At 66.2% G+C, this 13,555-nt stretch carries 12 protein-coding genes and 1 pseudogene; 10 read left to right on the top strand and 3 right to left on the bottom strand.

Annotated features, from left to right (window positions below; all coding sequences use genetic code 11):
- The first annotated feature begins 15 nt into the window (after positions 1–15).
- From AKJ09_RS03745 to AKJ09_RS03735, 3 genes are all read left to right on the top strand, one after another.
- The gene (locus tag AKJ09_RS03745) at positions 16–1,452 is read left to right on the top strand and encodes an NHL repeat-containing protein (RefSeq protein ID WP_146645802.1); all 1,437 of its coding nucleotides are present in this window, start codon (positions 16–18) and stop codon (positions 1,450–1,452) included.
- A 446-nt stretch (positions 1,453–1,898) separates the two neighbouring features.
- The gene (locus AKJ09_RS03740) at positions 1,899–3,125 is read left to right on the top strand and encodes a trans-sulfuration enzyme family protein (RefSeq protein WP_146645801.1); all 1,227 of its coding nucleotides are present in this window, start codon (positions 1,899–1,901) and stop codon (positions 3,123–3,125) included.
- Entirely contained in the window at positions 3,109–4,404 is a 1,296-nt protein-coding gene (locus AKJ09_RS03735; protein WP_146645800.1) for a homoserine dehydrogenase family protein, read from the top strand. The genes AKJ09_RS03740 and AKJ09_RS03735 overlap by 17 nt, the downstream gene beginning before the upstream one ends.
- Here the strand turns inward: AKJ09_RS03735 and trxA are convergent.
- A complete protein-coding gene (trxA, locus tag AKJ09_RS03730) occupies positions 4,364–4,690 on the bottom strand; it encodes a thioredoxin (RefSeq protein ID WP_146645799.1) in 327 nt (108 codons plus the stop codon). The genes AKJ09_RS03735 and trxA overlap by 41 nt on opposite strands.
- A 93-nt stretch (positions 4,691–4,783) precedes the next feature.
- Between trxA and AKJ09_RS03725 the strand changes: the two genes are divergently transcribed.
- Positions 4,784–5,332, top strand: a complete 549-nt coding sequence (locus AKJ09_RS03725; protein ID WP_146645798.1) for an RNA polymerase sigma factor — start codon at positions 4,784–4,786, stop codon at positions 5,330–5,332.
- Here AKJ09_RS03725 and ypfJ read toward each other — a convergent pair whose 3' ends face one another.
- Positions 5,333–6,208, bottom strand: coding sequence for a KPN_02809 family neutral zinc metallopeptidase (ypfJ, locus tag AKJ09_RS03720; protein ID WP_146645797.1), 876 nt, complete (start codon positions 6,206–6,208; stop codon positions 5,333–5,335). It abuts the gene before it with no gap.
- 142 nt (positions 6,209–6,350) lie between these two features.
- Here ypfJ and AKJ09_RS03715 point away from each other — a divergent pair, with 142 nt between their 5' ends.
- Complete coding sequence (locus AKJ09_RS03715; protein ID WP_169927226.1) at positions 6,351–7,262, top strand: rhomboid family intramembrane serine protease; 912 nt, start codon at positions 6,351–6,353, stop codon at positions 7,260–7,262.
- A gap of 111 nt (positions 7,263–7,373) precedes the next feature.
- A complete protein-coding gene (locus AKJ09_RS03710) occupies positions 7,374–8,165 on the top strand; it encodes a hypothetical protein (protein WP_146645795.1) in 792 nt (263 codons plus the stop codon).
- Between the two features lie 12 nt (positions 8,166–8,177).
- Here the strand turns inward: AKJ09_RS03710 and AKJ09_RS03705 are convergent, their stop codons facing one another.
- Positions 8,178–9,431 carry a cytochrome c gene (locus AKJ09_RS03705; protein WP_146645794.1) on the bottom strand — a complete coding sequence of 418 codons (1,254 nt, stop codon included), beginning with the start codon at positions 9,429–9,431 and terminating at the stop codon, positions 8,178–8,180.
- 255 nt (positions 9,432–9,686) lie between these two features.
- Between AKJ09_RS03705 and AKJ09_RS03700 the strand changes: the two genes are divergently transcribed.
- The 4 genes and pseudogenes from AKJ09_RS03700 to AKJ09_RS56000 all read left to right on the top strand — a co-directional run.
- Positions 9,687–10,454 (top strand): RsmE family RNA methyltransferase, encoded by a 768-nt coding sequence (locus AKJ09_RS03700; RefSeq protein ID WP_146645793.1) that lies wholly within the window; start codon positions 9,687–9,689, stop codon positions 10,452–10,454.
- 696 nt (positions 10,455–11,150) lie between these two features.
- Positions 11,151–11,549, top strand: coding sequence for a hypothetical protein (locus AKJ09_RS03695; RefSeq protein ID WP_146645792.1), 399 nt, complete (start codon positions 11,151–11,153; stop codon positions 11,547–11,549).
- A gap of 247 nt (positions 11,550–11,796) precedes the next feature.
- Positions 11,797–12,174, top strand: a complete 378-nt coding sequence (locus AKJ09_RS03690) for a hypothetical protein (protein ID WP_146645791.1) — start codon at positions 11,797–11,799, stop codon at positions 12,172–12,174.
- Between the two features lie 622 nt (positions 12,175–12,796).
- A pseudogene (locus AKJ09_RS56000) lies at positions 12,797–13,395 on the top strand (SDR family oxidoreductase); the annotation flags it as partial.
- Positions 13,396–13,555 lie beyond the last annotated feature (160 nt).

Genomic DNA, 13,555 nt, shown 5'->3' with positions numbered 1-13,555 from the left:
TAAGCTCGACCGTGCATGGTCCGTCCGCACGTCGTCGTCGTCATTTCCACGTCCGCCGTCGTTCTCTCCCTGCTCTCGCAGCTCGTCGCTTGCAGCGGTGACGATCCGGTCGTGTCGGCGGGCCCCGATGGCGGCGACGATACCAGGGGCGGCCCCGACACGACGGGCGGCGGCGGCGACGCGTCGAGTCCGGACGCAACGGGCGACACCCCCGATTCGACGGCGCCAGCGGGCGGGGTCATCGACCCGACGTTCAGCGGAACGAAGGACGTTCGCGCGTACTACTACCGCGCTCCGGTCACGGATCGGAACCGGCGCGTCTATCTCCTCGGCGAGCATCCGCACTGCATCCCCACCGGTTTGACCGACGTCGTGCTGGCGCGCCTCGACGCACAAGGCGCGGTCGACCCGACGTTCGGCACCAATTCGCGCGTGTGCCTCAATACGTATGCCGACGCCCCGACGGGGGACTTCTTCGAGGTGCCCGGGGCCATGGCGATCGATGCGTCGGACCATCTCTACGTGGCCGGCTCCTCGCTCGATAACCGTACCCCCAGCACGGGTACGCGCGTCTTCCTCGCTCGCCTCTCCCTCGACGGACAGCTCGATACCTCGTTCGGCGCGGGCAAGGGCTTCGTGAGGTTCGCGGACGTCGCGGAGGGACACGCGAGCTCCATCGTCATCGTCGGCCAGGGTATCTGGCTCGCGGGCCGCGCCAAAAACGGCGGCGGCATGCTCATCGCGCTCGATCTGAATGGCGCCCTCGTGAAGACGTTCAACACGAACGTCGGCCTCGTCGTCGATCCCAACGTCGACAGCTTTTCGTCGGTCGCGGTCAAAGAGGGAAATCCCTACGTCACGATCACCGGCGGCGCGAAAGCCGGAGACTTCTTCGTCCGCAAGTACCTGCCCACGGGAACGGTCGACAGCGCCTTCGGCAACGGTGGAACGGCGACCGTCGCCGTGTCGCCAGGGTTCGACGAAGCGCGCTCGGTGTCGGTGACGAGCGATGGACATGTCGTCGTGGCGGGGGCGGGCCAGGCCCCGTCGGCCGGCCAGCCTGGACGTCTCGCCGTCGTACGCCTCGATTCGAAGGGCGCCGTCGATCCGGCGTTTCCCACCTTCCTCTCCGGCGCGGTCCAGTGGCCGACATCGGCCGACGCGCGTGCGTTTCTCCAGAGCGACGGCAAGCTCGTCGCGCCCGCGGTCGTGCCTAGTGGGCGCGATCTCGCCGTGGTCCGTATCGGCACGGATGGGAAGCTCGATCCGACCTACGGCAAGGCCGGCACGGTCGCGAGCGGCAGCCCGAAGGACGACGTGACCGTCGCCATCGGTGTCGACACGTCTGGCGGCACGATTGCCATCGCCGACGACGGGGACACGGTCGAGGAGCAGTTCCCTCAGCAGAAGGTCACGCTGAAGCGCCCCGTCGTCTATCGCATCTCGCCTTGAACGACGCGCGCTCGTCGGGCGAGCTCTTCCGTGTTCGAGCGAGGGACTTCGAGACCTCTCGCCATCGCGCGCATTGGGCTTCAGACCGCGGCGAATCGGCCGTTGATCCCTGCAGAGCGCGCGGTCGCTCGCCCGTCGCGGGCAACGGCCGTCACCTCGTCCTTGTCTCCATCCACTCTCCATCCGCCCACAAAAGAAAAGCTCGACCACGATCACGGCACGCACATGACTTGACCAAAGCGCGTGCACGTGGAACTTTGGCGACGTCCTCGAAAGAGGGCCGCGCGAGATTTCGCCCACCTTGGGGGACGCGCGTTACAAGTGTCCCTCTAAGCCGTTGGGTCAAGTGGGCCCTCGTGATCGTGATTCGGATTCTTCCGAGTTCCGGTTTCGGGGGCCTAGCTGTTTAGCGGCAGACTCGCGTGGGCGGGAAAGTTCCCTCCGACATGCCCGCCGCTCCCCGTGACCTCAGTACCGCCTGCGTTCGTGCAGGCCAGCCGCGTCAGGATGCCTACGACGCGGTGACCACGCCCATCTCCTGCACGTCGACCTACGCGTTCGGCTCTTCGGCAGAGCTGCGCGATCACTTCGAAGGTCGAACGAATCGCGAGGAGTACGGCCGCTACGGAAATCCCACCGTGCGCGCGGCCGAAGAGAAGCTCGCGGCGCTCGATGGCGGCGGAGACGCTTGCCTCTTCGCGAGCGGCATGGCCGCGGTGACGACGACGCTCTTCGCGCTTCTCAAGAAGGGCGACCACGTCGTTCTCACCTCGGACTGCTACCGCCGGACGCGCTCGTTCGTGCAGAACTTCCTCGCGCGCTACGGCGTCGAAGCCTCGCTCGTTCCGGCCGGCGACCTCGCGGCGCTCGAAGCCGAAGTTCGCCCGGAGACGCGGGTGATCGTCACCGAGTCGCCGACGAACCCGTACCTCCGCGTCGCCGACATCGAGGGCATCGCGGCCATCAAGAAGAAGTTTCCCAAGGTGAAGGTCCTCGTCGACTCCACCTTCGCGACGCCGATCAACCAGCGTCCGCTCGAGCAGGGCGCGGACCTCGTCATCCACTCGGCCACCAAGTATCTCGGCGGTCACAACGACCTCCTCGCCGGCGTCGTCACGGGCGATGCGGGCCTCGTCTCCGTCGTTCGTGACCTCCGCGGTGTCCTCGGCGGCGTCCTCGACCCGCACGCCGCGTACCTCCTGATTCGCGGCATCAAGACCCTCGCGCTCCGCGTCGAGCGCCAGAACCGCACGGCCCTCGCGGTCGCGCAGTTCCTCGAGGCGCATCCCGCCGTCGAGCGCGTGTTTTACCCGGGCCTTCCGAGCCACCCCGACCACGAGCTCGCCTCGAAAACGATGAGCGGCTTCGGCGGCGTGATCAGCTTCGTGCTCCGCACGAGCCTCGAAGGTACGGCACGCGCACTCGACGCCTGCCAGCTCGCCACCGTTGCGCCCTCGCTCGGTGGCGTCGAGACCCTCATCGAACAACCCGCCCTCATGAGCTTCTACGAGCTGACACCCCAGGAGCGCGCGGCGATCGGAATCCGCGAGAGCCTCGTGCGCCTCGCGGTCGGTATCGAAGACGAAAAAGACATCGTTGCCGATCTCGAGCGCGTGCTCGCGACGGTCTCGCAAGCGACGAAGAAGGAGGTGTTCGATGCAGCCCTCTCGTGATTCCTCTCGTGATCCGGGCGGGCCAAAGAGCGACGTCGTCGCCACGGCCGAACGTTCCAAGAGTGACGTGATTGCCACGGTCGAGACGCCCAAGTTCGTCCCGGTGCCCGGCGTGCCGCCGCGCTGCGGCCATCTCTTCGTCCTCGGCGCCGGCGTCGTCGGTGCGGAGGTCCTCGCGCAGGCCACGTCGCTCCCGCCGATCGAACGCGGGCCCGCCCTCGATCTCAAGGTGGTCGGCGTCGCGCGCCGTCGCGGAGGCGCCTACGACGTGCGCGGCTTCGATCGCGCCGCCGTCGCGCACATCGTCTCGGAACGCCGCGCCACGGCCGGGAGTGACGAGGTGGCGCCCAGCACGAACGCCATCGACTTCCCCGCGCGCTCGACGCAGCTCGAGGCGCTGGCGCGTCTCTCCGATCCCGTCCTCGTCGACTGCACCGCGGCCGACGGCATGGAAGCCGTCTACGAAGAAGCTCTCCTTCGCGGCATCCACGTCGTGACGGCCAACAAGAAGGCGCTCGTCGCACGTCGCGACCTCACCGACCGTATCTTCGCCGCCGCCGCCAAGACCGGCCGTAGCTTCCGCTACGAGGCCACGGTCGGCGCGGGCCTGCCCGTCATCGGGACGCTGCAGGGGCTCGTTCGCACGGGTGATCGCGTCAAGTCGATCGAATGCGCGCTCTCGGGGACGCTCGGCTACATCGCCAACGAGCTCTCGAAGGGCGTCCCGCTCTCCGTGGCCGTCGCAACCGCGAAGTCGCTCGGCTACACCGAGCCCGATCCGCGCGAAGACCTCGCCGGCACCGACGTCGCGCGCAAGGCCGTCATCCTCGCGCGCGAGCTCGGTATCCCGCTCGAGCTCGAGCACGTCACGCTCACGCCGTTCGTCCCGCAGGAGGCGCTCGACGCGCCCGACCTCGAGGCGGCTCTCGTCGGCTACGACGCGACCTTCGCGGCCCGCATGGCCGAGCTCCGCACCCGCGGCGAACGTCTTGTGTATCTTGCACGCATTTCGGTCGAAGGAACGCGTGCGGCGTACCGCTGCGAAGTGAAGGTCGGTCCCGTCGCCGTCCCGCAGGACCACCCCGCGGCGACCCTCGACGGTCCGACCGCTCTCGTGGCGTTCACCACCGAGCGTTACGGTTCGAGCCCGCTCGTCGTCCGCGGAGCCGGCGCCGGCGGCGCGGTCACCGCCAGCGCCGTGCTCTCGGACGTGTTCCTCACGCTCTCCGGTGCGCCGGTCAGCTCTCGAGGAGCTCGAGGAGTCGCTGCTTCGTCGTGACGCCCAGCTGAGACGCCCGCTTCTCGCCGCCACGAAAGACGAGAAGCGTCGGGGCCCCGCGGATGCCGTAGCGCTTGGCGATGGCCGGGGAGTCGTCGATGTCGAGCTTCACGATCTTGTAGCGACCCACGTTTTCGTCGGCGATCTTGTCGACGACCGGATCGAGCGCCTTGCACGGCCCACACCAGGTCGCGCCGAAGTCCACGAGCACGGGAATGTCGGACTCGAGCACCTCCTTGTCGAAGGTCACGTCGTCGAGCTCGAGCACGTTTTTGCTTTTGGCCATGCCGTTTCGGGTGCCGAGCGGCCGCATTCTTACGCGCTGAAAATTCTTTCCTGGCAGGCGTAAGATCCGGGTGGCTGGACACCTGGAAGGACGATGAGCCCTGTTTCGGAAGCACTTGTTCTCGAAGAGCCGCTCGATGTCGTGGGACGCATGATTCGCTCCGAGCGCGTCGAGCTCGTCCATGTAGCGCGACGCGAGGGCCTGGGTAGCGAAGACGCGATCGACGCCGTCCACGACGCACTCTGCACCTTCCTGAAGCTCGCTCAACGCAAAGAGCTGCCCGAGGACCCTGCGGCCTTGCCCGCCTTTGTCGCCGGGATCGTGCGCAACGCCGCGCGCAACAAGCGTCGCCTCCATCACGTCGCACGCCCCCATCATGATGTCGACGCGATCGATCGAATCACGGGCACGGACGACGAGCTCGCGACGGACACGATGGTGGAGCTCGCCGAAGAGCACGTGAGGCTTCGCGCCTGCGTCGACCGGCTCTGCGACACGCAGAAGGCCGTCGTCACCCTCCGCTTGCTCGAGGAGCAGCGCGGCGAAGACGTGGCGACCACGCTGGGGATCTCCCGCGGCTACGTCGACGTTCTCCTGCATCGCGCGAAGCACTCGCTCCGTGCGTGCATGATGGAAGACTGATCAGAGCACGTCGCTTCCGAACGTGTCGCACGCGCCGACCTGGCCGCTGTCGTAGCCCCGCTTGAACCACCGCGCGCGCTGCTCGGCGGTGCCGTGCGTGAACGTCTCCGGATTCACCCGGCCCGAGCTCTTGCGCTGGATACGATCGTCGCCGACCGCCGACGCTGCGCCGATCGCCTCGTCGATGTCGCCTCGCTCGAGCAGTTGCCGCTGCTCGGTCGAGTGCGCCCAGATCCCGGCGAAGCAATCGGCTTGGAGCTCGAGGCGAACACTCGCACTCTCCGCTCCGGTCTGATCGGCCCGTCGCAGTCCCTCGACGCGCTTCGTGATGCCGAGCTGGTTCTGGACGTGGTGGCCGAGCTCGTGGGCGACGACGTACGCCTGCGCGAAGTCGCCCTTGGCGCCGAAGCGCCGGGCGAGCTCGTCGTAGAACCCGAGGTCGATGTACACGCGCTCGTCGACCGGGCAATAGAAGGGGCCCGTTGCCGCCTGTCCGTAGCCGCACGCCGTGTTCGTCGCGTCGGTGAAGAGCACGAGCTTGGCGTTGCGATACGTTGCACCGTTACGCGCAAAGATGTCTCGCCAGGTGTTCTGCGCGTCGTCGAGCACGAAGGACACGAAGTGCATCTGCTCGTCCGTGCCCTGGGTACCCGGATGAGCTCCGGTTTCGCCCGTGAGCGACCGTCGAAGCCCGCCGAAGAGACTGCTGAGCACGAGGAATCCCAGGAGAAGGAGCGCGATGATGCGGCCGCCGCGGCTTCGCATGAGAAACGGCAAGAGCGCGAGCAGGCCGCCGCCGAGCCCACCGCCTCCACCCGCACCCTGTCCCCGCCGGTCGATGACGTCCGGGCTCTCGTGTCCTTCGTCCCATCGCATGCTCGAGGCCGATGCAAGGCGGCGGCCAGTCCCGGCCGCGCGAGCCGCGGGTCGCGTGGCGCGTGGCGCGCGGCTCGGCCATCCCGTGGCTGATTTTCCGACGGACGCTCGCCTTTCGACTAAGACTGAGCAAGGCGGTGAGATGAACCAAAGCCAGAGACCTCCCGGATTTCCTCCGCCGGCCCCGCCTGCGCCGCCGCCTCCGCCCCCTGAAGCGCCGCGCGAACCCACGCTCCTCGAGCGGGCTCGGGCCGCTCCCATCACGTATGGGCTCGCGGCGATCGACGTGCTCGTCTTCGTGATCGTCGAGCGGTCGCACAGCTCGATCACGAGCACGGACATCGGCACCCTCGTCGGGGCCGGCGCCAACGAGCCGCTCCACGTCTGGGCCGGCGAGTACTGGCGTCTCGCGTCGTACATGTTCCTGCACATCGGTTGGATGCACCTGATCTGGAACATCTACGCGTCGGTCGGCTTCTGCGCGTCGGTCGAGCGGGCGCTCGGACGATGGCGCTTTCTCGCCGTCTACCTGGTGAGTGGCATCGCCGGTGGCTGCTTGAGCGCCATCCTGAACTCCGCGGTGTCGGCGGGAGCCTCGGGGGCGCTCTTCGGCATCGTCGGTGCGGCCCTCGCCATCCGTCGGCGCCAGCTCGGGACGTTCCATGCATTCTTCAGGGATGCCGGAACGCGATCCACGTTGATCAACATTGGCATCTGGACGGCGATCGGGACGACCGTGCTCCACATGGACAACGCCGCTCACTTCGGCGGCATGTTCATGGGCTTCGCCCTCACGTGGATCGTCACGGCACGCAGCCCGCGCATCGAATGGGTGCTCTTCGTCGTCGGCTTCGGCGCACTGCTGGTCGGCGCCGCGAGGCCGTGGTGGACGCCTCGAGGCGACGCGCTCAAGAAGCTCACCGCCTACGCCGCCGTGTATCTCGAGGGCGCCGAAGGGTTCCCGCAGAACAAGGCGCGTGGCCTGAAGTTCGCGCAGAAGGCGTGCGCCGCGGGCAGCGATCTGGCGTGCCGCATGGCCGACGAAGCGCGCTGACCACCGGTCTACCTGGCAGAGTCCAGCGGTGGCTCCGGATCGACGTTCGTAGAGCAACGGGAGCGCGCACGATTTCCTGCGACACGCGACGACGGGGTGGCTCCTGTCGGCATGAAGCTTGTTGCCTCTCTCGCAATCGCTTGCATCTCGGTGGTCTCGCTCGCGAACGTCGCTTGCGGGAGCGACACGACGCGCGTGGTTTACGTCGCGGGGGACGCAGAGCCGACCAGCGGGACGAGCGACGCCTCCTCCGACGCCCGCCCCGCGGATCTATCGCCGAAGGGGGAGTGTGAACGCTATCTCGCGTGCGTGAACGAAGAGACGCCGGCCCAGGGCGGTGCGGCGGTCGCCCTCTACGGCGATGACTCACCGTGCTGGAAGGGCTCCAGCGCTGACGCGAAGAGCTGTGGAGATGCTTGCCATCTTGCTCGAACCGCGATTGCGCCGAGTGGTTCCGGCTCCTCACAGTGCGGCTGCACGGAGGATGCAGAGTGCAAAGGCTTTTGCTCCAACAAGAAGGTGTGTGCCGGAAGCGATTGGGTGGGCATTCTCGACGAGTGCGCCGCCTACGCGACCGACGCGAAGTCCGCCGTCTCCGCATGGAAGAAAGCGAATGTGTTCGGGAACACCTGCGTCTTGGCGGTCGACGCGAACTGCGACGCCATTCGAGACCTCGCGTTCCGGGACACGGGCGCCCAGGATTCGAAGAACGTGTGGATCACCGCCCAGTCGCTTCACGATTACTACGCATGTCCCAGGACTGCCTCCGGATGGGGTAATTCGGGGAGCGTTCCGAGTGGCACCGCACCGTCATCGTGTGCGGGGGTCGCGGTCGTGGGGCTGAAGACGTGCAAGACGTCGACGTCGACCAACAGTACCGATCTCATGCTCCTCGTCGAGTGACCGGTACCTCAATCAGCGGATCGCGGAGGCGCCCGTTCCGCCGGCGCGTGAAAGATCGCGCACGTGGGCCATGAGAGGCCCATAGTCCTCGTCGCGGATGATTCCCTTCCATCCGGGCATGCGCGTGCCCGGCTTCATCGTCGGCGCGTCGTCGAGCCACGCGCGCAGCTCCGCGTCGGTGGGGAATCGCTCGTTCGCCTTGCGGAGATCGCCGACGGCTCCTGCACCCGAGTCGCCGTGACACGCGACGCAGCCGTACTTCGCGTAGAGCTGCTTGCCCGCGGGATCGGCGTTGGGCGTGGGCGCGGTCGGGCGGGGCACCGCTTTGACGATCTTCGGCACCGTCCGGAGATACGCGTAGATGGCGGCCACCTCTTCCTCACGAAGCTGAGGCATCGGCATCATGGGCGCGTGGAGCACGCGGCCGTCGGGGCGGAATCCTTCGCGGACTGCACGGACGAACTGCGCTTCGGTCCAGCGACCGATGCCCGTCTCTTCGTCGAACGTGATGTTTGCCGAACGGATGTCCGAGCCGTTCACGTCTTTGAGAAGATTGCCGCCTCCCAGGTAGCCCTCCGACTTCTCCGGCTCGAGCACGTTCATCGACTTGAAGTCCGCCGAGTGACAGCCGAAGCAATCGAGCGCGGTCACCATGTACCGGCCGTAGGCCACGCGGTCGCTGACGGGCGGCGCCACCATCGGCTTCTGCGGGAACGGGAGCGGCTTGAACGCGGCGTGCGTGAGCGCCTTCACGAGAAAGCTCGGTTGCGTGACGCCGGGCGGGTCGACCTTGGTCGGTGCGACGAGCGGATCGTCGGAATGCAGCCAAGCAAGGATGGAGTCGAGGTCCTCGTCCGAGAGGTGCGCGAGCTTGATCATGTACGGCGGAACGTACTGACCGTCGGGCCTGACGCCCGTGCGCAGGAGGTAGCGGAGCTCGTCGTCGCTCCAGTGCCCGATGCCCTTCTCCTCGTCGCGCGTGATGTTCTTCGAGACGACCGAGCCGAAATCCGGCGGGAGATCGCTCATCTTCCTTCCCGTGAGCGTCCCCGTGTCCGCGTTCAGGTGACAGTCCGTGCAGAGGATCGCGGCGAGCGCCTTGCCGCGTTCGACGCGAGCGGGCGTCGGCTGCACCTTCGGTCCCACGGGCGTTTCGTGCGCATAGCGCGGGATGCCGTCCACCTGGACGTAGAGGGCGAGGGCGGCACACACGGCAACGACGGCACCGAGCACGATGCCGGCGCCCTTGAGCGTCTTCTTCAACATGCGACTCTCCGAGTCTTCGAGGACGGCGCGCCCTCTCGAGTCGCATTGTGGGGCGCGCGCGTTTTGCGCGTTCCTAAATGGTCCCTTCGAGTTTCCTAAGAAGCTCCTAAACAGCCGGTTCTCCTGTCATGTGTCACACTTCGACCCCGACCGTCGACGAGGCCTCCCCCCTCGATCATTCCACCCGAAGAGCTTCGGTAGCAGCGCGACGTTGCGGATGCGCGGCTTCTCCGGTGACGTGGTAAGCCGAAGGGCATGCGCCCCAAGCAGCAAAAGGCCGCCGCTTCGCCCGGTCCCATCCGCTACGGCTCGCCCATCGAGGTGGGGGATGAGCTCTCGCTCGACGCGGAGGCCATGAAGGGGCTCGCCTTCCGTGAGGTGAACGTGAAGGAGGCCTTCACGCTCGTCGACGCCACGGGCGCGTGGTTTCGCGCGAGCCTCAAGTCGGCCGAGGGCGAGCGAGGCATGGCCGTCGCCTACGAGCGCATGAAGCACTCGCCAGAGTCGCCGGCGAGCCTCACGCTCGTGTGCGCGGTCCTGAGTCGGCAGCGCATGATCTTCGTCGTGCAGAAGGCGACGGAGCTCGGCGTTTCGCGCATCGTTCCGGTGCTCACCGCGCACAGCGTGCAGCCGAAGGATCTCGAGCACGAGAAGCCCTGGGCTTGGCCTGGCCAGGCCATCAAGGGCGTGCGGCAGTGCCGGCGTGGAATCGTCCCGGAGGTGCTCGCCGCGCAGCCGCTCGCGCACGCACTGACGGCGCCGTGGTGGAAGAGCGCGGACGCTCGCTTCGTGCTCGACGATCGCGTGGAGGGAAGCGCGGATCCGTTCGCGGACGCGCGGCCCTCCGGCTCGTACGCGCTCGCCGTCGGCCCGGAGGGTGGCTGGTCGGACAAGGAGCTTGCCGCGCTCACCGCGGCGGGGGCGCTGCCGCTCGTCCTCGGCTCACGCGTGCTCCGCGCCGAGACGGCGGTGCTGGCGGGCCTGTCCGTCCTGCAACACCGCCTCGGCGACCTTCATTCGTAGGCGCGACCGGTCAGGTGGCTCGCGGCTGGTCAGAGGGCCCGCGTAAGGCGATGTTCCGGAACGTCGACGAACGGGGCGGTGCGGCGTTCTAGGAGATCCCTGAACCTTCCCGAGCGGTGCGGTGCGGCGTTCCGCGACATCCCCGAACCTTGCCGAGTGGGGCGGTGCGGCACGGTGGACGTTCCGGAACGTCCGCAAGCCGGTAGGTGGCGTCTTGGGACGTTCCGGAACGTCGACGGGTCGGTTGGTGCGGCAGAGCGCGTCAGGTGACGGGCGGAAGCGGCTCCGGAGACACCGGGTCGGGTGAGGCGCCGTCCTCGGCCGGCGCTCCTCCCTTCGGCGAGCGGGCCACTGGCCCAGGCCAGAACCAGAGCATGATCATCTGTCGTCTCCGCTCCAGGCGTGCGCGTCGATCGCGATGCAGCGTGGAACGATGCGCCCGCTCGCGCCGGACGCAGGAAGAGCCGACGCAAGGGAATCCGCCGCGGTTGGCGCAGAGGCGAAGATTGAGCCTCCCGCGCGCGAAGGCGGCGCCGTCGACGCGTCTCGTATCGCATCAAGAAGCTCGGCGGCGCCGCGACGGGGAGGACGTCGTGTGACCGAGCGATGTCAGACGACTCGGCGAAACCCGGCGAGCACCAGCACCAGCACAGAGCTTCGCCAGCGGGAACGAGCGTTCGGCCCGCTGGGCCCGCGATGCCCAGCGGTGCCCAAGGGCCCGTCGGTGAATTCGTCACGCACCTTCGAGCACCGAGCACGGCCCTGGCTGCCCGCGAGTGGCCCGCCGACTTCACACGTTTCGCCCCCAACATCCTCAGCGTCCAGCACTGGTCTCGTCTGCTCGGCGGGCTTCTGTATGCCACGTCGCCACGTCTGCGATGGCCGCAGCTCCTGCGGCGGACGTTCGACGTGGACATCCTGGAGTGCCCGAAGTGCCGAGGCAGGCTCCGCATCATCGAAGCCGTCGTGGAGGCGAAGAGCGCGCGCGAGATCCTCGAACGCTTGGGAATGCCGACCGGGTCCCCGGACACTGGCCACGCCCGCGACCCGACCAGCCTCGACGGCGACGAACCCGACGAGCCCGACGCTACCTAACTCGCGCCCGACCGGGTGGTCGTCGAGGTCCGCCCTTTGGAGGGGGTCAGCTTGGTCGGCGTTCCAGTATCGTCGAATTTCGCATAAAATCGCGCGTAAACTCCGGCGTAGTCCTCGTTGACCGGCGGGACGCGGTTGGGTTTCCTGCTCTCCTCAGCGGACCACAATTCAAGGCATCGCGACTATCACCCGACGGGACGCGGTGGACGAAAAACGTGGGGTGGCGGCAGTGTTGTAGATGATCAACGTGAGGGAAGCTATGCAAATTTATAATTCTCTGTCTGAATTAATCGAAAATATCCCGTCTTTGCCGGAAAAGGATTGGATTTATGCCAATCTGGATTCGTGGAAGAGCAGTCCGGAAAGGACCAGGTTTTTTCATATTCCGTGGAGCGATATCCAGGATCTGGAGGATGATGAGATCTATCTGGATGATGAAGATATGGATATGCCTAAATCCGTGGAACAATATGATCTGAAGTGCTGGATGGTTGTAAACCAATTGAGCTATATTTTGAAGAACAAAATCGAAAAGGGGGAGGGTGAGAAGTGGTTTGTTGATGAGATAAATTATTATCGTGAAAATGACGATTTCAGGACCGCGAATCTTGTTCGCCTATCCTGATTTTGTGAATTCATAGGGGATGTCGTTTCCTGGAGGCGGCGGGGTGACGGTGCTATGCGAAAATCCTCTTCCGATGCGAGGGCTAATGCTCTGCGTGCTACTTAGAACGGAGGGGGTGTGATTTCCCCAATTCGAGACCGGATGTCCAGATTTTCGTCGTTAGGTGAACGTCATGCGGATGATGGATCGATCTCGTAAGCGGCTATCAGGAGGTTGGTTTCGAGCTCTTCAAAATATGTGCGCCAGGTTGTGCAACACAGATTGACGGTTTGTCGGTCAATGTTTTCGAAGATCTTTTTACGGAAGTTGTATAAGCGGCGTAATATTCTTGCATTGCATCCCGGTGTGTTGACATGGTTTCGCGTGATTCCGGGTGGCGCATGGTGTGCGTCAAATGATTGAACCGAAGAAATAGGCAGCGGACATGTTGGCAAGCGAGAATCGACGTATCCCGTTTCGAGTAATGTCTGATGAATGGGGGCGTTGTGTGGAATGGTTCAGGTGACTTGTAATCCGGCAGCATAGCTGCTGACCGCTCGTCTTTTCCGCTATCCTCCGCACGACCACAGCTCGAACGCCGAACGCGACCGCGCGCCTCCCCACGTCACCCGAATCGCCGCCCATGCCAAGCCCAACCTCGTCGACCGAACTTCCGTCCGTCCTCCTCATCGGTGCCTCCGGCCTGCTTGGCCGCGCGGTCGCAGCGTCCCTTGTCAGCGAACCGTAGTTGACCCTCATCGCGACCATCCGGAACCCCCAAAGCGCGGGCGCGAAACTGCTCGCGTTGCCACCTGACAACATCACCGAACTCGACGCCCTCGACCAACCGGCCCTCGAGCGCCTGTTCGAAACCCGCAAACCCGCGGCCGTCATCATCTGCGCCGCCGAACGCCGCCCCGACGTCTGCGAAAACAACCCCGCCGCCGCCCGCGCGATCAACGTCAACGCACCGGCCCGCATCGGCGCGCTCGCCGCGCGATATGGCGCATGGACGCTCGGCATCTCCACCGACTACGTATTCGACGGCAAGGCCGCCCCGTACCGTGAAGACGCCCCCCGAATCCGCTGAACATTTACGGCCGCACGAAGCTGGAAGGCGAGGCGGCACTCCTCGCCGCGTCGCCGCTGTCATGCGTGCTGCGCCTGCCGTTGCTGTACGGCCCGATTGCCGACTGGAGCGAATCGGCCGTCACGAGCCTCGTCCCGGCGATCGTCGCCAGCTTGGTCGGCGTTCCAGTATCGTCGTTGACCGGCGGGACGCGGTTGGGTTTCCTGCTCTCCCTCGGACTGCTCTGCCACGCCACCCAATGCATGGATGTCTTCATCTGCGAGCAGGTCGCGTCGGAGACGGAACAGGTCGCGCAGATGGACGGCAAGGCGG

This window comes from Labilithrix luteola, from assembly GCF_001263205.1.
Lineage (GTDB): Bacteria > Myxococcota_A > Polyangia > Polyangiales > Polyangiaceae > Labilithrix > Labilithrix luteola.
This window is presented reverse-complemented; position numbering and strand designations above follow the sequence as displayed.

Excerpts from the sequence above, each read along its gene's own strand:
- AKJ09_RS03745 (WP_146645802.1), top strand. The coding sequence starts at position 16 with ATGGTCCGTCCGCACGTCGTCGTCGTCATTTCCACGTCCGCCGTCGTT.
- AKJ09_RS03740 (WP_146645801.1), top strand. The coding sequence starts at position 1,899 with ATGCCCGCCGCTCCCCGTGACCTCAGTACCGCCTGCGTTCGTGCAGGC.
- AKJ09_RS03735 (WP_146645800.1), top strand. The coding sequence starts at position 3,109 with ATGCAGCCCTCTCGTGATTCCTCTCGTGATCCGGGCGGGCCAAAGAGC.
- trxA (WP_146645799.1), bottom strand. The coding sequence starts at position 4,690 with ATGGCCAAAAGCAAAAACGTGCTCGAGCTCGACGACGTGACCTTCGAC.
- AKJ09_RS03725 (WP_146645798.1), top strand. The coding sequence starts at position 4,784 with ATGAGCCCTGTTTCGGAAGCACTTGTTCTCGAAGAGCCGCTCGATGTC.
- ypfJ (WP_146645797.1), bottom strand. The coding sequence starts at position 6,208 with ATGCGATGGGACGAAGGACACGAGAGCCCGGACGTCATCGACCGGCGG.
- AKJ09_RS03715 (WP_169927226.1), top strand. The coding sequence starts at position 6,351 with ATGAACCAAAGCCAGAGACCTCCCGGATTTCCTCCGCCGGCCCCGCCT.
- AKJ09_RS03710 (WP_146645795.1), top strand. The coding sequence starts at position 7,374 with ATGAAGCTTGTTGCCTCTCTCGCAATCGCTTGCATCTCGGTGGTCTCG.
- AKJ09_RS03705 (WP_146645794.1), bottom strand. The coding sequence starts at position 9,431 with ATGTTGAAGAAGACGCTCAAGGGCGCCGGCATCGTGCTCGGTGCCGTC.
- AKJ09_RS03700 (WP_146645793.1), top strand. The coding sequence starts at position 9,687 with ATGCGCCCCAAGCAGCAAAAGGCCGCCGCTTCGCCCGGTCCCATCCGC.
- AKJ09_RS03695 (WP_146645792.1), top strand. The coding sequence starts at position 11,151 with ATGCCCAGCGGTGCCCAAGGGCCCGTCGGTGAATTCGTCACGCACCTT.